This window comes from Pseudomonas sp. NyZ201 (assembly GCF_049860765.1).
Classification (GTDB): Bacteria; Pseudomonadota; Gammaproteobacteria; order Pseudomonadales; family Pseudomonadaceae; genus Aquipseudomonas; species Aquipseudomonas bharatica.
The window spans coordinates 2,954,058-2,978,547 of sequence record NZ_CP187557.1; the positions used below are offsets into that span (position 1 = coordinate 2,954,058).

Annotated in this window: 25 protein-coding genes; 20 read left to right on the forward strand and 5 right to left on the reverse strand. The window is 67.1% G+C overall.

The window, feature by feature from the left end; genetic code table 11:
* Positions 1–2: 2 nt before the first annotated feature.
* The 4 genes from ACPFMA_RS13175 to ACPFMA_RS13190 are packed head-to-tail and all read right to left on the reverse strand — an operon-like array spanning position 3 to position 3,796.
* Positions 3–767 carry a glucose 1-dehydrogenase gene (locus tag ACPFMA_RS13175; RefSeq protein WP_425930451.1) on the reverse strand — a complete coding sequence of 255 codons (765 nt, stop codon included), beginning with the start codon at positions 765–767 and terminating at the stop codon, positions 3–5.
* Between the two features lie 23 nt (positions 768–790).
* Positions 791–2,065 carry a CaiB/BaiF CoA transferase family protein gene (locus ACPFMA_RS13180; RefSeq protein WP_425930452.1) on the reverse strand — a complete coding sequence of 425 codons (1,275 nt, stop codon included), beginning with the start codon at positions 2,063–2,065 and terminating at the stop codon, positions 791–793.
* Positions 2,066–2,082: 17 nt separating this feature from the next.
* A complete protein-coding gene (locus tag ACPFMA_RS13185; RefSeq protein WP_425930453.1) occupies positions 2,083–2,562 on the reverse strand; it encodes a MaoC family dehydratase in 480 nt (159 codons plus the stop codon).
* Positions 2,563–2,617: 55 nt separating this feature from the next.
* The gene (locus ACPFMA_RS13190; protein WP_425930454.1) at positions 2,618–3,796 is read right to left on the reverse strand and encodes an acyl-CoA dehydrogenase family protein; all 1,179 of its coding nucleotides are present in this window, start codon (positions 3,794–3,796) and stop codon (positions 2,618–2,620) included.
* Between the two features lie 373 nt (positions 3,797–4,169).
* Between ACPFMA_RS13190 and ACPFMA_RS13195 the strand changes: the two genes are divergently transcribed.
* From ACPFMA_RS13195 to ACPFMA_RS13270, 16 genes are all read left to right on the forward strand, one after another.
* Positions 4,170–4,538 (forward strand): Zn-ribbon domain-containing OB-fold protein, encoded by a 369-nt coding sequence (locus ACPFMA_RS13195; protein WP_425930455.1) that lies wholly within the window; start codon positions 4,170–4,172, stop codon positions 4,536–4,538.
* 62 nt (positions 4,539–4,600) lie between these two features.
* A complete protein-coding gene (locus ACPFMA_RS13200; protein ID WP_425930456.1) occupies positions 4,601–5,752 on the forward strand; it encodes a thiolase in 1,152 nt (383 codons plus the stop codon).
* Positions 5,749–6,546 carry an enoyl-CoA hydratase/isomerase family protein gene (locus ACPFMA_RS13205; RefSeq protein ID WP_064301372.1) on the forward strand — a complete coding sequence of 266 codons (798 nt, stop codon included), beginning with the start codon at positions 5,749–5,751 and terminating at the stop codon, positions 6,544–6,546. The genes ACPFMA_RS13200 and ACPFMA_RS13205 overlap by 4 nt, the downstream gene beginning before the upstream one ends.
* Before the next feature lie 13 nt (positions 6,547–6,559).
* A complete protein-coding gene (locus ACPFMA_RS13210) occupies positions 6,560–7,348 on the forward strand; it encodes an enoyl-CoA hydratase/isomerase family protein (RefSeq protein ID WP_425930457.1) in 789 nt (262 codons plus the stop codon).
* A gap of 10 nt (positions 7,349–7,358) precedes the next feature.
* Complete coding sequence (locus ACPFMA_RS13215) at positions 7,359–8,150, forward strand: enoyl-CoA hydratase/isomerase family protein (protein ID WP_425930458.1); 792 nt, start codon at positions 7,359–7,361, stop codon at positions 8,148–8,150.
* A gap of 4 nt (positions 8,151–8,154) precedes the next feature.
* On the forward strand, positions 8,155–9,006 hold the full coding sequence (locus ACPFMA_RS13220) for an SDR family oxidoreductase (RefSeq protein WP_425930459.1): 852 nt from the start codon (positions 8,155–8,157) through the stop codon (positions 9,004–9,006).
* Positions 9,006–10,151, forward strand: coding sequence for a CaiB/BaiF CoA transferase family protein (locus ACPFMA_RS13225; RefSeq protein ID WP_425930460.1), 1,146 nt, complete (start codon positions 9,006–9,008; stop codon positions 10,149–10,151). The genes ACPFMA_RS13220 and ACPFMA_RS13225 overlap by 1 nt, the downstream gene beginning before the upstream one ends.
* Positions 10,152–10,161: 10 nt before the next feature.
* On the forward strand, positions 10,162–11,358 hold the full coding sequence (locus tag ACPFMA_RS13230; protein ID WP_064301368.1) for an acyl-CoA dehydrogenase family protein: 1,197 nt from the start codon (positions 10,162–10,164) through the stop codon (positions 11,356–11,358).
* A gap of 2 nt (positions 11,359–11,360) precedes the next feature.
* Positions 11,361–12,515 carry an acyl-CoA dehydrogenase family protein gene (locus ACPFMA_RS13235; RefSeq protein WP_425930461.1) on the forward strand — a complete coding sequence of 385 codons (1,155 nt, stop codon included), beginning with the start codon at positions 11,361–11,363 and terminating at the stop codon, positions 12,513–12,515.
* 17 nt (positions 12,516–12,532) lie between these two features.
* Positions 12,533–13,696 carry an acyl-CoA dehydrogenase family protein gene (locus ACPFMA_RS13240; RefSeq protein WP_425930462.1) on the forward strand — a complete coding sequence of 388 codons (1,164 nt, stop codon included), beginning with the start codon at positions 12,533–12,535 and terminating at the stop codon, positions 13,694–13,696.
* A gap of 13 nt (positions 13,697–13,709) precedes the next feature.
* Complete coding sequence (locus tag ACPFMA_RS13245) at positions 13,710–14,522, forward strand: enoyl-CoA hydratase (RefSeq protein ID WP_064301365.1); 813 nt, start codon at positions 13,710–13,712, stop codon at positions 14,520–14,522.
* A 59-nt stretch (positions 14,523–14,581) separates the two neighbouring features.
* Positions 14,582–15,499, forward strand: coding sequence for an SDR family NAD(P)-dependent oxidoreductase (locus tag ACPFMA_RS13250; protein WP_425930463.1), 918 nt, complete (start codon positions 14,582–14,584; stop codon positions 15,497–15,499).
* Between the two features lie 72 nt (positions 15,500–15,571).
* A complete protein-coding gene (locus ACPFMA_RS13255) occupies positions 15,572–16,441 on the forward strand; it encodes a MaoC/PaaZ C-terminal domain-containing protein (protein WP_425930464.1) in 870 nt (289 codons plus the stop codon).
* 10 nt (positions 16,442–16,451) lie between these two features.
* Positions 16,452–17,648, forward strand: a complete 1,197-nt coding sequence (locus tag ACPFMA_RS13260; protein WP_425930465.1) for an acyl-CoA dehydrogenase family protein — start codon at positions 16,452–16,454, stop codon at positions 17,646–17,648.
* Between the two features lie 39 nt (positions 17,649–17,687).
* Positions 17,688–18,821, forward strand: coding sequence for an acyl-CoA dehydrogenase family protein (locus ACPFMA_RS13265; protein WP_425930466.1), 1,134 nt, complete (start codon positions 17,688–17,690; stop codon positions 18,819–18,821).
* Entirely contained in the window at positions 18,818–19,705 is an 888-nt protein-coding gene (locus ACPFMA_RS13270) for an alpha/beta fold hydrolase (protein WP_425930467.1), read from the forward strand. The genes ACPFMA_RS13265 and ACPFMA_RS13270 overlap by 4 nt, the downstream gene beginning before the upstream one ends.
* Positions 19,706–19,783: 78 nt before the next feature.
* On the opposite strand, the gene ACPFMA_RS13275 is transcribed toward ACPFMA_RS13270, so the two are convergent.
* Positions 19,784–19,948, reverse strand: a complete 165-nt coding sequence (locus ACPFMA_RS13275) for a hypothetical protein (protein WP_425930468.1) — start codon at positions 19,946–19,948, stop codon at positions 19,784–19,786.
* 310 nt (positions 19,949–20,258) lie between these two features.
* Here ACPFMA_RS13275 and ACPFMA_RS13280 point away from each other — a divergent pair, with 310 nt between their 5' ends.
* From ACPFMA_RS13280 to ACPFMA_RS13295, 4 genes are all read left to right on the forward strand, one after another.
* The gene (locus tag ACPFMA_RS13280; RefSeq protein ID WP_201163924.1) at positions 20,259–21,008 is read left to right on the forward strand and encodes an electron transfer flavoprotein subunit beta/FixA family protein; all 750 of its coding nucleotides are present in this window, start codon (positions 20,259–20,261) and stop codon (positions 21,006–21,008) included.
* Position 21,009: 1 nt separating this feature from the next.
* A complete protein-coding gene (locus ACPFMA_RS13285; RefSeq protein ID WP_425930469.1) occupies positions 21,010–21,939 on the forward strand; it encodes an electron transfer flavoprotein subunit alpha/FixB family protein in 930 nt (309 codons plus the stop codon).
* Between the two features lie 85 nt (positions 21,940–22,024).
* Positions 22,025–22,807, forward strand: coding sequence for a glucose 1-dehydrogenase (locus tag ACPFMA_RS13290; protein ID WP_425930470.1), 783 nt, complete (start codon positions 22,025–22,027; stop codon positions 22,805–22,807).
* A gap of 34 nt (positions 22,808–22,841) precedes the next feature.
* On the forward strand, positions 22,842–24,374 hold the full coding sequence (locus ACPFMA_RS13295) for a class I adenylate-forming enzyme family protein (protein ID WP_425930471.1): 1,533 nt from the start codon (positions 22,842–22,844) through the stop codon (positions 24,372–24,374).
* Positions 24,375–24,490 lie beyond the last annotated feature (116 nt).

Sequence of the window (24,490 nt, forward strand, 5' to 3'; positions counted from 1 at the left end):
GTTCAGCCGACCATGGTCAGGCCGCCGGAAACGCTGATCACCTGGCCGGTGATGAACGCGGCGTCGTCGCTGGCGAGGAACAGCACGCTGCCGGCGATGTCCTCGGGCTGGCCCATGCGTCCGAACGGCACGGCCTTGACCAGGCCAGCCTTGATCCGCTCGCCTTTTTCACCCTGGGCCAGGTTGTCCAGCAGCGGGGTGGCGGTAGGACCTGGGCAGACGACGTTGACCGGAATCTGCTGGCGGGCCATTTCCCGTGCCATGGTCTTGGTGAAGGCGATCAGGCCGCCCTTGCAGAAGGAGTACACGGCCTCCATCGAGGAGCCGACGCGACCGGCGTCGGAGGCGATGTTCACCACCCGCCCGCGGCCGCGCTCGCTCATCCGGCGCAGCACCGCGTGGTGCATGTTCAGCGGGCCGTAGAGGTTGATGGCGACCACCTTGTCCCAGAACGGTTTTTCGGTTTGCAGGAAGAAGGCACCGGTGTCCCAGCCGGCGTTGTTGACCAGCACATCGATCGGCCCCAGCTCCTCTTCGACCTGCGCCACCGCGGCGTGCACGCCTTCATGGTCGGTGATGTCGACGCTGTAGCCGCGCGCGCGGCCGCCGCTGCTTTCGATCTCGCCGACCAGGCGGCTGGCGGCCTCGGCGTTCAGGTCGAACACCGCCACCCGCGAACCCGCTTCGGCGAAGCGCTGGCAGATGGCGCTGCCGATGCCGCCGGCGCCGCCGGTGACCACTACCACTTTGTCTTGCAATCCTTTCATGCTCGGTACCCCTGGATGAACGGCTAGGAACGCGGCTGCGCCGCGATTTCAATGGACATGCCCTCGCTGCCAGCGGCATGGGAAACGGGAGGTGACTGCGGGGCGCCGGTGCGCGTGGCACTGAGGCGCTCGACCTGCTCGGCGCTGTAGCCCAGCGCACCCAGCACTTCCTGGCTGTGCTCGCCGAGGTTGGGCGGCAGGTAGCGCACGTTGCCGGGCGAGGCGGAGAACTGCACCGGGATCGAGGTCATCACCAGGTTGCCCTCGGTGGGGTGCTCCACCTTGCGGAAGAACCCGGTCGTGCGCAGGTATTCGTCCTGCATCAGCTCGTTGAGCTCGCGAACCTGGCCGTGGGGCACGTCCGCCTCGGCGAAGGTCTTTTCCCAGTAGGCCGAGGGCTGCCTGGAAATGGCGTCGCCGAGGATGCCGTAGAGCTCGTTGATGTTGCGCATGCGCTCGGTCATGCGGCAGAAGCGCGGGTCTTCCAGCAGTTCCGGGCGGCCGATGGCCGTCAGTACGCGGCGCCACTGTTCGTCGTTGACCGCCAGCAGGCAGATGTAGCCATCCTGGGTGGCGTAGGGCCGGCGGTGCGGAGAGAACATCCGCGTGTAGCCAAGGCCTTGGCCGTCGGACTCGCCCAGGGCGCCTTCCCAGAGGTGCTCGAACAGGTTGAACTGCAGCATCGTCTCGAGCATCGGCACCAGCACTTCCTGGCCTTCGCCGGTACGCTCGCGGTGATAGAGCGCCATGCTGATCGAGGACGCCAAAACGTAGCCGCAGAACTTGTCGACGATCACCGTGGGGAAATAGCGCGGACGACCGTCCGCATCGCGGTTGATCGCGGCCAGGCCGCTTTCGCCCTGGATCACGTCATCGAAGGCCGGCATGTCCTTGTACGGGCCGTCGCCCCGGTAGCCCGGGGCGAAGGCATAGATGATCCGCGGATTGCGCTCGCGGATCTTCTCGTAGCAGATGCCCAGGCGCTTGGCGGCGCTGGGGCGCATGCTGTGGACGATGACGTCGGCGGTTTCCACCAGCTTCATCAGCGCTTCCATGCAGTCCGGCTGCTTGAGGTCCAGGACGATGCTGCGCTTGTTGCGGTTCATGATGAGGTAGAAGACCGACATCCCCGGGTTGCGCCCGGGGCCGTTCTGGCGGTTCTGGTCGCCGCTGGGCGGCTCCACCTTGATCACGTCGGCACCCATGTCGCCAAGAATCTGGGTGGCGACGGGGCCCAGCACGTTGATGGTCAGGTCGATGACCCGCAGCCCCGTGAGCGGGCCGGTTGCTTGCTCCAATGCCCGTTGCGCCATGATCAGTCAGCCCTGTAGTCCTTGCCCTTGACAAGGCGCAGGGGGGTGTACTCCTGCACCAGCGTACCGTCCTGCTTGTAGATGCGGTTGCGCGTGCGCACCAGGCCCAGGCCCGGGCGGTTCTTGCTCTCGCGGCATTCGATCACTTCGCATTCGACGTGGAGGGTGTCGCCGACGAACACCGGCCCCTTGATGTCCAGTTCCATGTTGAGGAAGGCGAAGCCCACGCCCTGCATGGTGGCCTGGGTCAGCAGGCCCTCGGCGAAGGTGAAGACCAGGGCCCCGGGGGCGACCCGGCCCTTGATGGCCGACTGTTCCTTGAGGAACTCGACGTTGGTGAAGAGCACTTCCAGCATGCCGGTCACCGAGACGAAATTGACCACGTCGGCTTCGGTCACGGTACGCCCGACGGTTTTGAAACGGCGCCCTACCGGGAGGTCTTCCCAATGGATGCCCAGGCCTACGGTTTCGAACTGCTCCATATCTGTTCCCTGTCTTGTTGTTGATTGCGGGGTTTGGGGGTGGATCGCAAGGCCCTTAGCGGGGCTTGGCCTCGCCACGGCTGGCGCGGCCGAGCACGCTGTCGGCAACGATGTTGCGCTGGATCTGGTTGGTGCCCTCGATGATCTGGACCACCTTGGCATCCCTGAAATAGCGATTGATCGGGTACTCGTTGGAAATGCCGGCGGCGCCGAACAGCTGCACGGCGTCGGTGGCGACCTTCATCGCGACATCGGAGGCGAACATCTTGGCCATGGCGGCCATCGGCGCGAGGGTGCGGCCGGTGATGCCGGCATCGACCATCGAGGCGGTGCGGTACACCAGCTGGCGAGCCGCTTCGGTCTGGGTGACCATGTCGGCGATCATCCAGCGCACGCCCTGGAAGTCGCTGATCTTCTGTTTGAAGGCGACTCGCTCCTTGACGTAGTCGACCGAGTGGTCAATGGCGCCCTGGGCCAGGCCGACGGCCCGCGCGGCGATCAACGGGCGACTGGTGTTGAGGGCTTCCATGGCCACCTTGAAGCCTTCGCCTCCTTCCGGACCAACCCGGTTGGCCACGGGCACGAAGGCCTCGTCGAAGAACAGCGGGCAGGCCGGCACGCCGCGCGCGCCCATCTTGCTTTCGTGGGCGCCGATGGTCAGGCCCGGGGTCGCGCGGTCGACGATGAACAGGTTGATGCCCAGCGGCGCGCCGGTTTCGTCGACGGTGCGCGCGGCGACCAGGATGAAGTCGGCAATGTGCGAGTTGGTGCACCAGATCTTCGAGCCATTGAGCTGGTAGCCGCCCTCGACCCGGCGTGCGGTGGTCTTGATACCCGACACGTCCGAGCCGCTTTGCGGTTCGGTCAGCGAGAGCGCCCCGCGCAGGTCGCCACTGGCCAGGCCCGGCAGCAGGCGCTGCTTCTGCTCCTCGGTGCCACCGGCCAGGATCGCGCCGAACGGCGTCCACTGCACCACCAGCAGGTAGCCGGTGTTGTAGCAGACGCGACCCAGCTCCTCGACGGCGATGCAGGCCGACAACAGGCTGTTGGTGCCGCCGTATTCGGTGGGGAAGGGCAGGGCGAACAGGCCTAGCTCCTTGAGCAGGGCGAACATGTCGTGCGGGTACTCCGCGCTGCGGTCGATCTCGTCGGCCCGCGGGGCCACCTTCTCGCGGGCAACCCGGCGAATCAGGTCCTGGATCTGGCGCTGTTCTTCGGTCAATTCGTAATTCACGGTTTCGCTGACTCCCTCATGGGCTTGCTGCGGCGGGGCGGGCATGGTCCAGGATGATCTATTTCTGAACGATGTTCGTAAACGTAAACGACGTTCATGAAATGTGTCAAGTAACCCTGCGAATGCTCGACCGGCGTACACCCCTCGCCGTCCTTGGCTTTGCCCGGTTTCCATGGATTACTGGTCGTTCCCGGACAGGCGGACCGATAGAAGGTAGGTCGCTTCTTCCACAGAGTTATGGAAACGTTGTTTGGAATGATGCATAAAGATGCAGGCCCGATCCGGCCGATGGCTTGACGCATTCTTTGAACGGCGTTTATCATTCCGAACGTCGTTCAATGAAAGCGCTATCGGCCACTCAAGGGAGGGCGCCATGCACAGCCTGAAACCGGAACTCGACTATCAGCGCTTCCTGGGTGAGGGGCGTTTCATGCTTCAGCGCAGTCGCCAGAGTGGCGGCTATGTCTTCTACCCGCGTGTCGCGGAACCCGTGACCGGCAATACCGACCTGGAGTGGGTCGAGGCCAGCGGCCGCGGCACCGTCTATTCCACCACCGTGGTGCGCCAGCGCCCGCCGACCCCCCACTACAACGTTGCCTTGATCGACCTCGAGGAAGGCGTGCGGCTGATGAGCCGCGTCGAGGGCATCGAGGCCGAAGCGGTACGGATCGGCATGGCGGTCAAGGCAAGAATCCTCCGCGACGATCCCGCGGCCGCCGTTCTCGTGTTCGAGCCGGCCTGAGCCGGCCTGCGCCATCGAACGCTTCTTCAACCTGCACCGACAAGAACAAGGCAGGAGTCGATATGTATCAGAGCTTGCGTGGACAGACCGCAGTCGTGTCTGCCGCCACCTACGGGATGGGCGAGGCCCCTGGCCAGTCCTCGATGGACCTCGCCGCGGCCGCCAGTGTGCGGGCCCTGGCCCAGGTCGGGCTGACCCCCGGCGATGTCGACGGGCTGTTCGTCAGCGTGCCGGACGACATGCTTTCCGGGTTGACCTTCTCCGAGTACCTGGGGATCCACCCGCGTTTCACCGACAACAACCGCACCGGCGGTTCGGCCTTCCAGATCTATGCCCACACCGCCGCGATGGCCCTGGCCAGCGGCCAGATCGACGTGGCCCTGATCGCCTACGGTAGCAACCAGAAAAGCGCTTCCGGCAAGCTGGTGCAGTCGTCCCGGCCATCGCCCTGGGAAACGCCTTACCGGCCAATGAACCCGGTGTCGTCCTATGCCCTGGCCGCGGCCCGGCACATGCACCAGTACGGCACCACCCGCGAACAGCTCGCCGAAGTCGCGGTCGCCGCGCGCAAGTGGGCGCAGCTCAACCCTGACGCCTACATGCGCGACGACCTCGGCATCGACGACGTGCTGGCCGCGCGCATGGTTTCCGACCCGCTCACCGTGCGCGATTGCTGCCTGGTGACCGACGGCGCGGCCGCCGTGGTGATGATGCGCGCCGACCGCGCCCGGGACCTGGTGGCCCGGCCGGCCTACCTGCTGGGTGCCGGCTCCGCCACCTCGCACCGTGAAATCGCCTCGATGGACGACCTCACCGTCACCGCCGCCCGTGAATCGGCGCAGCGCGCCTATGCCATGGCCGGTGTCGGCGCGGCGGATATCGACGTGGTGATGCTCTACGACGCCTTCACCATCAACACCATCCTGTTCCTCGAAGACCTCGGTTTCTGCCCCAAGGGCGAGGGTGGCCGCTTCGTTGCCGATGGCGGTATCGCCCCCGGCGGCAGGCTGGCGGTGAATACCAATGGTGGCGGGCTGTCTTGCGTGCATCCGGGGATGTATGGCCTGTTCACCATGGTCGAGGCGACCCAGCAACTGATGGGCCAGTGCGGTGCCCGGCAGGTGGACGCGGCCCGCCTGGCCATCGCCCACGGCAACGGCGGCGTGCTGTCGAGCCAGGCGACGGTGATCCTCGGCACGGAGGAAACGCTATGAGCCAGGCTCCGGACAACACCACGCAGGACGTCCTGGTCGAGCATGACGGCGACGTGGCGATCGTCACCCTCAGTTATCCGCAACGGCGCAACGCCTTCTCGTTGAAGATCCGTCAGGCGCTGTACGACACCCTGTACCGCCTCATGCATCACGACGCCACGTGCCGGGCCATCGTGCTCACCGGCCACGGCCAGGTGTTCTGTGCCGGTGGCGACATCTCCGAGATGAAGGAACGCACCGTGCTCGAATACCGCGAGCGCAACCTGCTGCCGCTGAACATCTTCCGCCTCATGGTCGAGGGGCCCAAGGCGGTGGTGGCTGCCGTCGAAGGTTTCGCCATGGGCGCCGGGGTGTCCCTGGCGGCGGCCAGCGACTATGTGGTCAGCGCCAGCGACACCCGTTACGCCTGCGCCTTCGTCAAGGTCGGGCTGATGCCCGATACCGGCCTGTTCTGGTCGCTGGCCCAGCGCGTCGGGGGTGGCAAGGCCCGCGAGCTGATGCTCGGCGCGGACGAGTTCAACGGCGAGCAGGCCCTGCAGATGGGCTTTGCCAACCAGTTGACGGCGCCGGGCGAGACGCTGGCCGCGGCGCTGGTCGTGGCCCGCCAGTACGCCCGCATGCCGCCGCTGGCGGTGGCCCATTTGAAGGCGGCGCTCGCCGGGGGCATCGCCTCGCTGGACGAAGCCATCGAGACCGAAGTCAACCTGCAGCCGATCCTGCGGCGCAGCCAGGACCACCAGGAGGCCGCCGCGGCCTTCATGGAAAAGCGTCCGGCCGTGTTCGTCGGTAACTGAGAAGGAATACCACGTGACTGAACATACCGACGAGCGCATCCAGGTCAGCCGCGAGGGCGAGGTCGCCATCGTGACCATCAACAACCCGCTGCGGCGCAACGCGATGGGCCGGCAGATGCGCCTGGCCCTGCGCAACACCCTGCAGCAACTGATGACCGCGGACCCCGAGTCCAGGGCGATCGTGCTGACGGGGGCCGGCAGCCATTTCAGCGCCGGTGCCGACATCAGCGAGATGACCAAGCGCACCGTCCTGCAGAGCCGCGAGATCCTCGCCGAGTCCTGCGAGGTCGTGCGCAACATGCTGGGCGGGCCGAAACCGGTGGTCTGCGCGGTCGAGGGCGTTGCCTTCGGCGCGGGGCTGTCGCTGGCGGTGGCCACCGACTACCTGGTGGCGGCCGCCGATGCGCGCTTCTGCGCAGCCTTCATGCGCATCGGGCTGATCCCCGACACCGGCATCCTCTGGACCCTGCCGAAGAAGATCGGCCTGGCCAAGGCCCGCGAGCTGTTGTCGCTGGCGCGCGAGATCGATGCGACCGAAGCCCTGCGCATCGGCCTGGCCAATCGCCTGGTCGAGCCAGGACAGGCCCTGCCGGCGGCCATCGCCTATGCCCGCGAGCTGGCCCGGCAGCCACCGCTGGCCATGGCCCTGATCAAGTCCGCGCTGACCTTCGCTGCCGACGACATGGATGCGTCGCTGCGCGCCGAAATCGATTACCAGCCCCTGCTGCGGCAGTCCAAGGACCACCGGGAAGCGGCCCGCGCTTTCCTGGAGAAGCGTACGCCGGTCTTCACCGGTCAGTGAGGAGTCTGAAATGAGCGAACACACCGATATCGTCCAGGTCGAGCGCCAGGGCGAGGTGGCCATCGTCACCCTGAACTACCCGGAACGCCGCAACGCCTTCTCGATGAAGATGCGCCTGGCGCTGCTGGACACCTTCCAGCACCTGTTGCACGAGGATGCCGGCAGCCGGGCCATCGTGCTGACCGGCGCCGGCGGGCACTTCTGCGCCGGTGGCGACCTGTCCGAGATGACCGAGGTGTCACCGTCCCTGCTCGCCATGCGCGAGCGCATCGCCGTTGGCACCCGCCTGTTCCGCCTGTTGTACACCGGCGACAAGCCGATCGTCGCGGCGGTCGAGGGCAGTTGCATGGGTGCCGGCATTTCCCTGGCGGCGGCCTGCGACCTGGCGGTCGGCAGCGAGGCGGCGAAGCTTTCCTGCGCCTTCGTCAAGGTCGGCCTGCTGCCCGACACCGGGCTGCTGTGGACCCTGGCGCAGAAGGTCGGCGCCGGCAAGGCTCGCGAACTGATGCTCGCTGGCGCCGCGTTCGACGGCGTCGAGGCCGGGCGCATCGGCCTGTTCAACCAGGTGGTAGCCCCGGGCCAGGCGCTGCCGGCCGCCATCGAGCGGGCCGCGCGACTGGCGCGGCTGCCACCGGTCACCCTGGCCCTGCTCAAGGCATCGCTGGTGCAGGGCGGCAACAGCATCGACGCCGCCTGGCGACGCGAGGTCGACCTCAACCCGCTGACCCGGCAGACCCAGGACCACCAGGAGGCCGTCGCGGCCTTCATGGAAAAACGCAAACCGACTTTCAGCGGAAATTGAATCCATGTTCGAGCGCAATCTTCTGGCAGGCAAAAAGATCCTCATCACCGGTGGCGGCACCGGCCTTGGCAAGAGTATCGGCAAGCGTTACCTGGAACTGGGGGCCGAGCTGGTCATCGCCGGTCGCCGCAAGGACGTGCTCGAGGCCACGGCCGCGGAGTTCCGCGACGCCATCCCCGGCGCGAAGGTCGCCACCGTGCAGGCCGACGTGCGCGATGCCGAGTCCGTCGAGGCGATGATGGAAGAGATCTGGCGCAGCGGTCCCCTGGACGTGTTGCTGTGCAACGCCGCGGCGAACTTCATCTCGCGCACCGAAACCCTCTCGCCGCGGGCGGTGGACGCGGTGCTCGATATCGTCCTGCACGGCAGCTTCTACTGCACCATCGCCGCCGGCAAGCGCTGGATCGCCGAGGGGCGTCCGGGCAACGTGATCAGCACCGTGTCCACCCCGACCATGACCGGCTCGGCCTTCACCGCGCCCAGCGCCGCGGCCAAGGCCGGGGTGCTGGCCATGACCCGCAGCCTGGCGGTCGAGTGGGGCCCCAAGGGCATCCGCCTGAACTGCGTCGCCCCCGGCCTGTTCCCCACCCCCGGGGCCTGGGAGCAACTGTACCCGGCGGGCTCGCAGGTCGAGCCACAGGAAAAGGGCGTGCCGCTGCGCCGCTTCGGCGATCACCAGGAACTGGCCAACCTGTACAGCTACCTGGCCAGCGACGGCTCGGGCTACATCACCGGTGACATGGTGGTCATCGACGGCGGCCGCTGGATGCAGGGCGTCGGCGGGCCGACCTTCCGCGCCATGCAGGACTGGAGCGACGAGCAGTGGCAGGCCATGCGCGGCGAGGGCCGCAAGTAATGGCCGGCCCGTTGAGCGGCATCAAGGTGGTCGAGCTGGCAGGGATCGGCCCCGGGCCGATGTGCGCCATGCTCCTGGCCGACCTCGGCGCGACGGTGATCCGCGTCGACCGCAAGGCGCCGGTGAAGCTGGGGATCGAGCGTCCGCTGCAATACAACACCCTGCTGCGCAATCGCTACGCCATCGCGGTCGACCTGAAGGACCCGGCCGGCGTCGAGACCGTGCTGCAACTGGTCGAGCAGGCCGACGCGCTGATCGAAGGCTTCCGGCCCGGGGTCACCGAGCGCCTGGGCCTGGGCCCGGACGACTGCCTGGCGCGCAACCCGCGCCTGGTGTACGGGCGCATGACCGGCTGGGGGCAGGACGGCCCGCTGGCGCAATACGCCGGCCATGACCTGAATTACCTGGCGCTGACCGGCATCCTCGATGCCATAGGCCGCGAGGGCCAGCCGCCGAGCATCCCCCTGAACCTGCTGGGCGACTACGCCGGCGGCTCGCTGTACCTGGCCCTCGGCCTGCTGGCCGGGATCCTCGAAGCCAGGGGCTCCCGGCAGGGCCAGGTGGTCGATGCGGCCATCGTCGACGGCTCGGCGCACCTGGCGACCACCTTCTTCGGCATGCTCGCCGCGGGCATCTGGAAAGAAGGGCGGGGCACCAACATCACCGACAGCGGTTCGCCGTTCTATGACTGCTACGAATGCAGCGATGGCAAGTACCTGAGCATCGGCCCCATCGAAAGCAAGTTCTACGCGCAACTGCTGCAGCTCATCGACCTCGACCCGGCGCTGCTCGGCGAGCAGATGGACCGCTCGGCGTGGGCCGGCGCCAAGGAGCGGATCGCCGAGCGTTTGCGCAGCCGCACCCGCGACGAATGGGCGGCGCTGCTCGAATCGAGCGATGCCTGCGCCGCCGGCGTGCTGAGTTTCACCGAGGCGCCGCAGCACCCGCACTTGCGCGCCCGCGGCACCTTCATCGAGGTTGACGGGGTCACCCAGCCGGCGCCGGCGCCGCGTTTCTCGCGCAGCGTGCCGCCGACCCCGTTCGCCCCGCAACCGATCACCGCGCAGAACACCGATGCGGCCCTGGCCGCCTGGTTCGACCCCGCCCGGATTGCCGCCCTGCGCAGCCAGGGCGTCATCGACTGAGGACAACACCATGGAATTGCGATTTACCCCCGAGGAACTGGCCTTTCGCGATGAGGTCCGGGCGTTCCTGAAACACGCGGTACCGCCTGCGATCCGGCGCAAGGTCGAGTTCGGCCAGCGGCTGTCCAAGGAAGAGATGGTCGGCTGGGTGAAGATCCTGCACGCCAAGGGCTGGTCCTGCCCGGCCTGGGCGCCGGAGTGGGGCGGCCAGGCCTGGAGCGCCACCCAGCACTACATCTTCAAGGAAGAGCTGCACATGGCCCCGGCGCCCGAGCCGATCTCGTTCAACATGAACATGATCGGCCCGGTGCTGACCGCCTTCGGCACCCAGGCGCAGAAGGAGCACTTCCTGCCGCGGGTGGCCAACATGGACTACTGGTTCTGCCAGGGCTTCTCCGAGCCAGGCTCGGGTTCGGACCTGGCATCGCTGCGCACCAGTGCCGTGCGCGACGGCGATCACTATGTGCTCAACGGCCAGAAACTGTGGACGTCCACCGCCCACCATGCCGACTGGTGCTTCGTCCTGGCGCGCACCGATGCCAGCGCCAAGAAGCAGCAGGGCATCAGCTTCCTGCTGATGGACATGAAGACCCCGGGCATTTCCATCCGGCCGATCGTCACCCTCGATGGCCACCACGAAACCAACGAGATGTTCCTGGATAACGTGCGGGTCCCGGTGGCCAACCTGGTCGGCGAGGAAAACCGTGGCTGGGATGTCGCCAAGTTCCTGCTCGGCAGCGAGCGTGGCGGTATCGCCCGGGTCGGGCTGTCGAAATTCCGCGTGCGCCGGGCCAAGCAACTGGCCGCCCAGGTGGTGGTGGGCGACGGCGTGCTGGCGGACGAGCCGCGCTTCCGTGAGCGCGTGGCCGCGCTGGAGGTCGAGCTCAAGGCGCTGGAAATGACCCAGATGCGCGTCATCGCCGACAGCGAGAAATACGGCCATGCCCCGGACCCGCGCAGCTCGATCCTGAAGATGAAGGGCTCGGAACTGCAACAGGTCGCTACCGAACTGCTGATGGAAGTGGCGGGCTACAACGCCCTGGAATACGACCACGGGTTCGTCATCGGCGAGCGTGAAGTGGAGGGCGAGGACGACTGGGCGCGGACCATCGCGCCCAACTACTACTGGGTGCGTCACGTCTCCATCGTCGGTGGATCGAACGAAATCCAGCACAACATCCTGGCCAAATCCCTGCTCGGACTCTAAGCATGAATTTCGATCTGAACGAAGAACAACGCTTGCTCAAGGACGCGGTCGATCGCCTGGTGGCCGACCGCTACAGCTTCGAACAGCGCACCCGCTACCTGGCCGAAGCCGAGGGCTGGAGCCGTGACCGCTGGCGCGACTACGCCGAGCTGGGGCTGCTCGGCCTGCCGTTCGCCGAAGCCGATGGCGGCTTCGACGGCGGCCCGGCCGACACCCTGACGGTAATGGAGGCGGCCGGTCGCGGCCTGCTGCTGGAGCCCTACCTGGCCACGGTGGTCCTGGCGGGCGGGCTGTTCGCCAGCGCGGCCAGCGCGGCGCAACGCGCCGATGTGCTGCCGGCGCTGATCGCCGGCGAGCGCCTGCTGGCCTTCGCCCACAGCGAGGCCCAGGCCCGCTATGACCTAGCCGACGTGGCCACCTGTGCCCGTCGCGACGGCGACGACTGGGTGCTCGATGGCGCCAAGCGCTACGTGCTGCACGGCGACTGCGCCGACCAGCTGATCGTCTCGGCGCGGGTTTCCGGTGGCCGTCGCGATGCCGAGGGCCTGGCCCTGTTTCTCGTCGATGCCCAGGCCGCCGGCGTCAGCCGTCGCGGCTACCAGACCCAGGACCGGCTGCGCGCGGCGGACGTCACCCTCGACGGCGTGCGGGTCGACGACGCTGCCTTGCTCGGTGTCGCCGGCCAGGCGCTGCCGCTGATCGAGAAGGCCGTCGACACGGCGCTGGCGGCCCTCTGCGCCGAGGCCGTCGGGGCCATGCAGCAGGCCTGCGACATGACCGTCGAGTACCTCAAGGTGCGCAAGCAGTTCGGTGTCGCCATCGGTTCCTTCCAGGCCCTGCAGCACCGTGCCGTGGACATGCTGGTGATGATCGAGCAGGCCCGCAGCATGGCCCTGTACGCCAGCATGATGGCCAGTGACGATGACGCCCGCGAGCGGCGCCGCGCCATCGCCGCGGCCAAGGTGCAGATCAACCGCTCGGCGCGCTTCGTCGCCCAGCAGGCGGTGCAACTGCACGGCGGCATCGGCGTGACCGAGGAATGCCAGGTGGGGCACTACATGCGCCGCCTGTCGATGATCGAAATCCTGTTCGGCGATGCCGACCACCATCTGGCCCAACTGGCCCGCGCTGGCGGCCTGATTGACGCCGACGCCTGACTGACGAGAGAGCCCGTATGAAGCATGACGCCAATGATCCGTACCGCGAACTGCGCGACTCCCTGCGCGACCTGTGCGCCGAGTACCCCGATGAGTACTGGCGCAAGATCGACCATGCGCGGGTCTACCCCGAGGCCTTCGTCGATGCGCTGACCAAGGCGGGCTGGATGGCTGCGCTGATCCCCGAGGAATATGGCGGGTCCGGGCTGGGCCTGGCCGAAGCCTCGGTGATCATGGAAGAGATCAACCGCAACGGCGGCAACTCCGGTTTCTGCCATGGGCAGATGTACAACATGAACACCCTGCTGCGTAACGGTTCCGCCGAGCAGAAGCGCAAGTACCTGCCGAAGATCGCCAGCGGCGAACTGCGCCTGCAGTCCATGGCGGTGACTGAGCCCACCACCGGCACCGACACCACCAAGCTCAAGACCAACGCCGTGAAGAAGGGCGACCGCTACGTGGTCAACGGCCAGAAGGTCTGGATCTCGCGGGTCCAGCATTCGGACATGATGATCCTGCTGGCGCGCACCACGCCGCTGGCCGATGTGAAGAAGAAGTCCGAGGGCCTCTCGTGCTTCCTGGTCGACCTGCACGATGCCATCGGCAAGGGCCTGGACGTGCGGCCGATCCCGAACATGGTCAACCACGAGACCAACGAGCTGTTCTTCGACAACCTGGAGATCCCCGAGGAAAACCTGATCGGCGAGGAGGGCAAGGGCTTCAAGTACATCCTCGATGGGCTGAACGCCGAGCGCACCCTGATCGCCGCCGAATGCATCGGCGATGGCTACTGGTTCGTCGACCGCACCTCGCGCTATGCCAATGACCGCGTGGTGTTCGACCGGCCGATCGGCAAGAACCAGGGCATCCAGTTCCCGATCGCCGAGTCCTATATCGACCTGCGCGCCGCGGACCTGATGCGCTATCGCGCCTGCGAGCTGTTCGACGCGCACCAGGCCTGCGGGGCCGAGGCCAACATGGCCAAGCACCTGGCCGCCACCGCCTCGTGGAAGGCGGCCAATGCCTGCCTGCAGACCCACGGCGGCTTCGGCTTCGCCTGCGAATACGACGTCGAGCGCAAGTTCCGCGAAACCCGCCTGTACCAGGTGGCGCCGATCTCCACCAACCTGATCCTGTCCTACGTGGCCGAGCACATCCTCGGCCTGCCGCGGTCGTTCTGAGCGAGGTATCGGGATGAACTACGAGAGCATTCTCTACCAGGTGGAAGACCGTATCGCCACCATCACCATCAACCGGCCCGACCAGCTCAACAGCTGGAACGACCAGGTGGCCACCGAGGTGTACCACGCCATGCAGGCCGCCGGCGCCGACAAGGGCGTGCGGGTGATCGTCTTCACCGGTGCCGGCAAGGCGTTCTGCGCCGGCGGTGACATCAACAGCTTCGGCGGCGACCCGAACCAGCTGATGACCAAGTTGCCGCGCCCGTTCGACATGCGCAAGCGGCCCGACTGGCAGACCCGCTGCTCCTACTACCCGGCGATCCCCAAGCCGGTGATCGCCATGCTCAACGGCGCGACCGTGGGCATCGGGCTGATTCACGCGCTGTTCTGCGACATCCGCTTCGCCGCGGAAGACGCCACCATCACCACGGCCTTCGCCCGCCGCGGGCTGACCGCCGAATACGGCATGGCCTGGATCCTGGAGCACCATGTCGGCCAGGCCAACGCCCTCGACCTGCTGCTCTCGGCACGCAAGATCAAGGGCATCGAGGCCCAGCGCATGGGCCTGGTCAACCGCGCCATTGCCGCCGAGCAACTGGTCGAGCAGACCTATGCCTATGCCCGCGACCTGGCACAGAACTGCTCGCCGCGCTCGATGCGGATCATGAAGCAGCAACTCTGGGAGGTGCCGTTCCAGACCTGCCACGAAGCCGTGATGAGCGCCGGGCTGGACATGCCCATCGCCAACCAGGGGCCCGACTACAAGGAGGGCATCGCCAGCTTCATGGAAAAGCGCCCGGCGCAATTCCCCGACGACGACATCTGAGAACTGGACGCCGAGCGCGCCCAGGGCCGCTCGTCCACCGATAACAAGAGGAAAGCAAGATGAGTGCAATGGTTGAAGGCAAGGTAGTGGTGGTCACCGGCGCCGGTAACGGCATCGGCCGTGCGATCGCCCTGGCGATGGCAGCCGAAGGCGCGCGGGTGGTGGTCAACGACCTGGGTTCCTCGGTCCACGGCGATGGCCAGGACGCCGGCCCTGCGCAGCGCGTGGTCGACGAGATCAAGGCGGCCGGCGGCGAAGCCGTGGCCAGCACCGACAGCGTGGCCGGCTGGGACTCGGCCCACCGCATCGTGCAGACGGCCCTGGATACCTTCGGCCGCATCGACAGCGTGGTGAACAACGCCGGCATCCTGCGCGACCGCATGTTCCACAAGATGGACGAGCAGGAGTGGCTGGCGGTGCTGAACGTGCACCTCAACGGCTCGTTCTTCATGGCCCGCGCGGCCGCGCCGCATTTCCGCGCCCAGAGCTCGGGCTCGTACATCCACATGACCTCCAACACCGGCCTGGTGGGCAACGTCGGCCAGGTCAACTATGCCGCGGCCAAGCTCGGCATCGTCGGCATGTCCAAGGCCATCGCCCTGGACATGGCCGCGTTCGGCGTACGCTCCAACTGCATTTCCCCGGCGGCCTGGAGCCGCATGATCGGCGCGGTGCCGACCGACACCCCGGAGAAGAAACTGCAGGCCGAGCGCATGGAACGGATGATGCACCCGTCCAAGCAGGCGCCGCTGGCGGTGTTCCTGGCCTCGGACCAGGCCAAGGACGTGTCCGGGCAGATCTTCTACGTGCGTTCCAACGAAATCATGCTGGTCAACCAGCCGCGGGTCATCCGCTCGGTGCACCGCGAAAACGGCTGGACCCCCAGCGAAGTCGCCGAGCACGCTATCCCGGCGCTGCGCCCAAGCTTCCTGCCGCTGCACCAGACCCACGACGTGTACAGCTGGGAACCGGTCTGAGACGCATCCCCCCGCCTGCCGGCCGGTGCGCCGGCAGGCCGACCCTACGCCACGACAGCGAGTGAACCCGGCATGTTGAATTACGAACGCGTCAAACACTGGCCCATCGAAGAGGTCACCCAGTCCTACAGCAAGCGCGACAGCATCCTTTACGCCCTGGGCCTGGGTGTGGGCGGCGATCCCATGGACCCCGTGCAACTGCGCTTCACCTTCGAGAAGGACCTGCAGGCGGTCCCGACCCTGGCCGCCGCGATCGCCTGGCCGAAACCGTGGATGACCAACCCGGACACCGGCGTCGACTACCTCAAGCTGGTGCATGGCGAACAGGACACCGAGTGGTTCCGGCCGATGCCGGCCGAGGCCACGGTGCGCAGCCAGACCCGGGTCAACCGCATCTGCGACAAGGGCGCCGGCAAGGGCGCCATCGTCGAACTGCTGCGCGACATCATCAACGTCGAAACCGGCGAGCGCGTCGCCCAGACCCGGCAGGTCTCGTTCCTGCGCGGTGACGGTGGCTACAGTGCCGAAGCGGGTGTCAGCGACGCGCCGCCGCAAAGCCTGCCGGCGGTGCCGGAGCGTGCCCCGGACTTCGAGTACGAACTGTTCTCGCCGCCCCAGGCCGCGCTGATCTATCGCCTTTCCGGCGACAGCAACCCGTTGCACGCCGACCCCGAGGTCGCCAGCCGGGCGGGCTTCCCGCAGCCGATCCTGCACGGCCTGGCCACCTATGGCATGGCCGCCTTCGCCGCGGTCTGCCGCTGCGCCGATGGCGACGCCAGTCGGCTCAAGCGCCTGGCGGCGCGTTTCACCTCGCCGGTGTTCCCGGGGGAGACGCTGCGCTTCCAGTTCTGGAGCGGCGAGGAAGGGCGCATCCACCTGCGCGCCCGGGTCGACGCCCGGGACGTGACCGTACTCAACAACGGTGTGGTCGAACTCGCCTGAGGAGCAGCCGATGGATTTTCGCGTAAGTAGCGAAGAAAAGGCCTTCCGCCAGGAGGTCCGTGATTTCGTCGCGCAGCACCTGCCGGCGGACATTCGCGAGCGGGTGCTGGGCTTCCGCCACCTGGGCCGGGAAGACTACGTGCGCTGGCAGCGCATCCTGTTCCAGCGCGGCTGGGGCGCACCCGGCTGGCCGACGGCGTTCGGCGGCACCGGCTGGACCTCGGCGCAGCGCAATATCTTCGACGAGGAGTGCTTTACGGCGGGAGCGCCGCGGCAGATGCCGTTCGGCCTGTCGATGGTCGCCCCGGTGCTGCAGAAGTTCGGCAGCGCCGAGCAGCAGGCGCGCTTCCTGCCGCGCATCCTCGAGATGAGCGACTGGTGGTGCCAGGGCTACTCCGAGCCCGGCGCCGGCTCCGACCTCTCGGCCCTGCGCTGCCGGGCCGACCGGGAGGGCGACGGCTACCGGGTCAACGGGCAGAAGATCTGGACCTCGTTCGCGCAATGGGCGAACTGGATCTTCTGCCTGGTCCGCACCCATAGCGACGGCCGACAGCAGGAAGGCATTTCCTTCCTGCTGATCGACATGGCGACGCCCGGCATCCAGGTCCGCCCGATCAAGACCCTCGACGGCGGCCACGACGTCAACGAGGTGTTCTTCGACAACGTCTGGGTGCCGCGGGAAAACCTGGTGGGCGAGGAGCACAAGGGCTGGTCGATCGCCAAGTACCTGCTCGGCCACGAACGCACCAACATCGCCGGGCTGGGCAACTGCAAGCGCTTCATGCGCCGGCTCAAGGAGATCGCCGCCAGCAGCCTGAAGCAGGGCCGGCCGCTGCTCGATGACGTGCGCTTTCGCGACAAGGTGGTCAGTGTCGAGATGGAACTGTTGGCCCACGAGTGGTCGCTGCTGCGCCTGATCGACCAGGAAGGCAAGGGCCAGGGCAGCGGCTTCGAGGCTTCGCTGCTGAAGATCCGCGGCTCGGAGATCCAGCAGCGCCTGACCGAACTGATCATGGAATGCGCCGGCCCCTACGCGGTGCCGTTCACGGCGGGCGCGCTGGAAGGCGATGCCGGCGTCGACAGCGCCAACGGCGAACTGCTCAACGCCCTGGCCCCGCATTACCTGGACTGGCGCAAGATCTCCATCTACGGCGGCGCCAACGAAGTGCAAAAGAACATCATCGCCAAGCAGGCGCTTGGCCTTTAATCGCTGCGCCGTGCTGGCGCAGCCGTGGAGATCGATGCGATGGACTTCTCTCTCAACGACGAGCAGCAGATGCTCGCCGATCTGGTCGCGCGCTTCGTCGAGCGACAGTATGATTTCGAGGCGCGTCGCAAGCTGGCGGACACCTCGCAGGGCTGGTCCGCGCAGAATTGGGCGGCCCTGGCCGAAACCGGCCTGCTGGCGCTGGCCCTGGATGAAGAACACGGCGGCCTTGGTGCTGGCGCCGAGGCCACCCTGGTGGTGATGGAGGCCTTTGGCCGCGGCCTGGTGCTGGAGCCCTACCTGTCCAGTGCGCTGGTGGCGGCGCCGTTGCTCCAGCGCCTCGGCGACGCGGCGCTGAAGTCGCGGCTGCTGGAGCAGGTGGCCAGTGGCGAATGTCGCCTGGGCCTGGCGGCCCTGGAACCGCAGGCGCGCTTCGACCTGCAGGACGTGGCCTGCCAGGCGCAGGCAAGCGGGACGGGCTTCTGCCTGAACGGGCGCAAGAGCGTCGTCGCCCATGGCGACTCGGCGCATTGGCTGATCGTCTCCGCGCGTACCGCCGGAAACCCGCGGGATCGCCAGGGCATCAGCCTGTTCCTGGTCGACACCCAGGCCGAGGGCGTCAGTGTGCGCGGCTTCCCGGGGCTGGACGGGCAACGGGTGGCGGAAGTCGAGTTGCGTGACGTTCGGCTGCCGGCCGAGGCGCTGCTGGGCACCCGGCACGAAGCCTTCGCCGACCTCGAATGGGCGGTGGACCGGGCTTGCTTCGCGTTGTGCGCCGAAGCGCTCGGCTGCATGGCGCGGCTGACCGAACTCACCGTCGACTACCTGCGCACCCGCAAGCAGTTCGGCAAGCCCATCGGCAGCTTCCAGGCGTTGCAGCACCGGGTCGCGGAAATGCTCGGTTATGTCGAGCAGGTGCGCTCCATCACCTGCTACGCCGCCGCTCACCTGGACGATCCGGATGCCGCTGTCCGCGCCCGCGCGGTGTCGGCGGCCAAGGCCCTGGTGGGCAAGGCCGGGCGTTTCATCGGCCAGCAGGCCGTGCAACTGCACGGCGGCATGGGCATGACCGATGAGCTGGCGGTGGGCTGGTACTTCAAGCGCCTGACGGCCATCGACATGACCTGGGGCGACAGCGACCACCATGTCGAGCGCTACGGTGCCTTGATGTGAGCCCGCCCGAGACGGACGTGCCGGAGGATGTGCCGGCCTGGGCGCGGGACGCGCTGCGCGCCCGGCCGGCCTCCTGCTACGCGGATTCGGACAAGGTGCCGATCCACTACCTGGCCTGGAATCCCGACGACCGGCAGAAGCCAGGGCTGGTCTTCGTCCATGGTTTTCGTGGCCATGCGCACTGGTGGGACCACATCGCGCCCTTGTTCACCGCGCACTACCGGGTTTATGCCCTGGACCTGGGCGGAATGGGGCAGAGCGGCTGGCGCAAGGAATACACGCCGCTGCTCTACGCCCGCGACATCGCCGCGGTGGTCAGGCATGCCGGGCTCAAGTCGGCGGTGCTGGTCGGCCACAGCTTTGGCGGTTCGCGGGTGCTGCGTGCCTGCACGCTGATTCCCGAGTTGCTGCGCCTGGCGATCATCGTCGACAGCCCGCTGCGGCTGGGGGACGAGGTCAATGCACGGTCACCGGGGCGCCGCTATGGGGAGAAGGTCTATCCGAATCGCGAAGCGGCGTTGCAGCGCTTTCGCCTGATGCCTGAACAGCCTGCGCTGGAGTGGGTGCGCCGGCACATCGCCCAGACCTCCATCCGGCGGGTGGACGAGGGCTGGGCCTGGTGCTTCGACCCGGCGCTGCCGCCGCCGGAGATCGAAGCCGATGGTGCTGCGTTGCTGGCCCAGGTGCGGGTGCCGCTGCGGATGATCACCGGCGAGCTCAGTACGGTGGTCACGCCCGCGCGGCTGGAGCGCATGATCCAGCTCCTGCGCCTGTTGCCCACGGCGCGGCCGCCGGTGGTCATCCCGGGTGGCCATCATCACCTGATGGTCGACCAGCCCCTGGCGTTGGTCGCTGCGCTGCGGGCGATCCTTGCCGAATGCTGAAGCCGCGGTGGTGACGACGCCCGGGCCTCCTTGCTTGGGCCCGGGCGTTCGCGCAGCAGGCGCAACCAGGGCGTGCGCTCAGTGCAACGAGGCGAAACTGACGGCGGGGTGGACGCAACTGTAGGGATTCACCTGGCAACTGTGCAGTTGCGCGCGTTTTTCCACCAGGCGGACTTCGGTGACGGCACCTGCGGTGGCCACCAGCGTAACGACGAAAAGCGACAGCATGAGCGTTCTTTTCATGGGGTACCTGCTTTCGAGCAGTGTTATTGGAAGGTTAGCGCTCCGGCCCGCCCGGATGCGTGGTCCGGAAGGGCCGCTGGAGCACTGGGCCGGATAGTGACACATCATCAATCAAGTTGAACATCGTTTATAAATATAAATAGCACCGGTGGTCGTTCATGCCAGTACGCCACGACGGATGGTGTAGTCGGCACGGTAATAAAAAGCTCAAGAAGGTAAAGGGCGGACCAGGCGTGCATCGCGCACGTTGACAATTAATTTGAATGAGGTTCAGAATAGTGAACGTCATTCAGATAATCGTGGAGCTGCAATGAAAGTCCTCGTCGCTGTCAAACGGGTCATCGACTACAACGCCAAGCCGCGAGTCAGGCCGGACGGTTCCGGCATCGATCTGACCAACCTGAAAATGTCGATGAATCCTTTCGACGAGATCGCCGTCGAGGAAGCCGTACGCCTCAAGGAAGCCGGGATCGCCAGCGAGGTCGTGGTGGTCTCCATCGGCCCGGCGGCTGCCCAGGAAGTCCTGCGCACGGCACTGGCACTGGGCGGCGATCGCGCCATCCTGCTGCAGGACGACGCCGAAGTACAGCCCCTGGCCGTGGCCAAGGCCCTCACCGCGCTGTGCAAGCGCGAACAACCCGACCTGCTGATCCTCGGCAAGCAGGCCATCGATGACGATGCCTGCCAGACCGGACAGATGACCGCCGCCTTGCTCGACTGGCCCCAGGCGACCTTCGCCTCGCGGGTGGAAATCGCCGCAGGGCGCGCGCAGGTCACGCGGGAGATCGATGGCGGCCTGGAAACCCTCGACCTGGCACTGCCGGCCATCGTCACCACCGACCTGCGCCTGAACACGCCGCGCTATGCGTCGTTGCCCAACATCATGAAAGCCAAGAAAAAGCCCCTGGAGACCCTCACCGCCGCGGAGCTGGGCGTGGACCTGGCGCCGCGCCTGAAGACCCTCAAGGTGGTCGAGCCGCCCAAGCGTGGCGGTGGTGTGATCGTCGCCGACGTGGCGACCCTGGTGGACAAACTGCGTAATGAAGCGAAGGTGATCTGAGATGGCCGTACTGGTAATTGCCGAACACGACAATGCAACCCTGAAAGTCGCGACCCGTCACGCCGTGACCGCGGGCCGGGAGATGGCGCAGGAGGTCCACCTGCTGGTGGCAGGGCAGGGCTGCGCCGCCGTGGCGGAGCAGGGTGCCCGGCTGCAGGGGGTGAGCAAGGTGCTGCTGGCCGACGCGGCCGTCCATGCCCATGCCGCGGCGGAAAACCTCGCCGCGCAGGTCCTGGCGCTCGCCGGCCAGTACACCCACCTGGTCGCCGCGGCCAGCGCCACCGGCAAGGGCTTCATGCCGCGTGTCGCCGCGCTGCTCGACGCGGCCCAGGTGTCCGATGTGCTGGCGGTCGAAGCGCCCGATACCTTCGTTCGGCCGATCTATGCCGGTAACGCCCTGGCGACCGTGCAGAGCCCCGATCCGGTCAAGGTGGTGACCGTGCGCACCACCGGTTTCGACCCCGCGCCCGACGGCGGCAATGCCAGCGTCGAAGCCATCGAGGCGGTGCAGGGCGATGCCCGGGTGCGTTTCGTTGGCCAGGAAGTGACGCTGTCTTCGCGCCCCGAGCTGGCGGCCGCCCGCGTGGTGGTCTCGGGCGGGCGCGGCATGGGCAACGGCGGCAACTTCGCCCTGCTCGAAACCCTGGCCGACCAGCTGGGCGGTGCGGTGGGTGCGTCGCGGGCGGCGGTGGACGCCGGGTTCATGCCCAACGATTACCAGGTGGGGCAGACCGGCAAGATCGTCGCGCCGGAACTGTACATCGCGGTGGGTATCTCCGGGGCGATCCAGCACCTGGCGGGGATGAAGGATTCCAAGGTCATCGTCGCGATCAACAAGGACCCGGAGGCGCCGATCTTCCAGGTCGCCGACTACGGCCTGGTGGCGGACCTGTTCGAGGCGGTGCCGCAGATCAGCGGCAGCCTCGGCTGAGATGCCACGGGGTGCGCCGCCCGCCGGCGCACCCCGCATCCGCACATTCGACGCACCACAATAATAAAGAGAAGGTGTTTGGCTTATGCAGTTGTTCTCCCTGCAGGGCAAGGTCGCGCTGGTCACCGGGGCATCCCGCGGCCTGGGGCGGGCCATGGCGATGGGCCTGGCGGCAGCCGGGGCGCTGGTGGTGCTGGCGGCGCGTGACCGCGAGCGTTTGCTGGAGGTGGCCGAAGCCATTCGCCAGCAGGGCGGGCAGGCCGATATCCAGGCCTTCGACCTGGCCGACGAGGCGGCGGTGGTCGCGGCGGTACCGGCGATCGTCCAGCGCCACGGGCGGCTGGACGTGCTGCTGAACAATGCCGGCATCTGCCTCTGGCAGCCCTTGCTCGATTCCAGCCTGGACGATTGGCGCCGGACCCTCGACATCAACCTGACCGCCCATTACCTGCTGGCCCGCGAAGCCGCCCGGCCCATGCTTGCCCAGGGCAGCGGGGCGATCATCAACGTCGCCTCCTACGTCGCCCGGGTCGGCCGCGAGAAGCTGCAGGCCTATGTGGCCAGCAAGCACGGCGTGGTCGGCCTGACCAAGTCGCTGGCCGGCGAACTCGGCCCCCATGGCATTCGCTGCAATGCCATCTGCCCGGGCTATTTCCACACCGACATGGCCGAGCCGGTGAGTGCCAACCCGGCGCTCTGGGAGACCGTGCGCAGCCATATTTCCGTAGGCCGCTGGGGCAACCCCGAGGAGCTGCAAGGCGCCGCCGTGTTCCTGGCGTCCGATGCCAGCAGCTATGTCAACGGCCATTCGCTGATGGTCGATGGCGGTGTGTCCGAAGTGCTGTGCCTGCCTGTTCCTGTTGTTTGAACGACGCCCTCTGATCATCAGGAGAATCCGTGGCATGAAAACCCTTGGCGAGTTGCTGGAGCGCAACGCCCGTCTGTTCCCGGACCAGCAGGCCGTGGTCTTCGATGAAGTGCGCATCACTTACCGGCAGTTGCTGGAGCGCGCCCGGCGCCTGTCGTCGGGCCTGCACCAGCGCGGCATGCGCCACCAGGACCGGGTGGCGATCCTGGCGATGAACTGCAACGAATATTTCGACGTCTACGCCGCCTGCCATGTGTCCGGCTTCATCTGTGCGACGGTGAATTTCCGCCTGGCCGGCGCCGAGATCGCTTTTATCCTCCAGGACAGCGCGCCGCGTGCCCTGGTCTTCGAAGCGCAGTACAGCGACACCATCGCGGCCCTGCGCGACAGCCTGCCGTCGATCGAGCACTACCTGTGCATCGGCGAGTGCCCCGACTGGGCCGAACCCTACGACGCCCTGCTGGCCGCCGGCGATCCGGCCGGCGCGCCGATGCGGGCGCAGCCCGACGACGTCGTGCACCTGATCTATACCAGCGGCACCACCGGGCGGCCCAAGGGCGCGGCGCGCACGCAAAAGGGCGACCTGGCGCTGGCGCAGAACCAGTCGGCGACCATGGACATGCGCACCAACGGCCGCGTGCTGGTGATGATGCCGATGTTCCATGCCGGCGGGCTGTCGATGATGCTCTCGGAGTTCTGGCATGCCGGCTGCGTGGTGCTGCACCGCAAGTTCGATCCCCACGAGGTGCTGGGCACCATCGAGCGCGAGCGCATCGTCACGGTGCACATGGCGCCGACCATCCTCCAGCAGGTGCTGGACGTGCCGGACATCGGCCGCTACGACCTGTCGAGCCTGGAGACCATCCTCTACGCCGCCGCGCCCATGCCGGTGGCGGTCCTGCAGCGGGGCGTGCATCTGCTCGGGCAGATCTTCGTCAACTCCTGGGGCATGACCGAAACCACCGGCACCGTGCTGCCCAAGCACCTGCACAAGCTGCAGGGCAGCGCGGACGAAGTGCGGCGCCTGGGCTCCATCGGCCAGCCCATGACCTTCTGCGATATCCGCATCGTCGACGAGCAGGGCGAGGACTGCGCCGACGGCACGCCCGGGGAGATCTGGATACGCTCGCCGGCCAACCTCGCCTACTACTGGAACAACAGCGTGGCGACCATCGAGGCCCTGCGCGACGGCTGGCTGCGCACCGGCGACATGGCCTGGCGCGACGACCAGGGCTTCCTGTTCCTGGTCGACCGCAAGAAGGACATGATCATTTCCGGGGGCGAGAACATCTATTGCCAGGAAGTCGAGCAGGCCCTCATGCACCACCCGGGCGTCCAGGACGTGGCGGTGATCGGCGTGCCGCACGAAAAGTGGGGCGAGACGGTCAAGGCGGTGGTGGTGCTCAAGGCGGGGGCAAGCGTGGGCGCCGACGAGCTGAGCGAGTTCTCCACCACCCGCATCGCCCGCTACAAGCGCCCGAGCAGTGTCGAGTTCGTCGACGAACTGCCGCGCCTGGCCAGTGGCAAGGTCAACAAGATCGCTCTGCGTCAGCGCTACGGCGACTGATTTCCAGGCATTCGAAAAAGGCTTTTCCCGCGGCGCCGAAGCACTTGCAAGCGCGTTGACAGTCATGTCGAGCCGCGTTTATAGTCTTGAACGTCGTTCAGAATATCGCAGGGTGG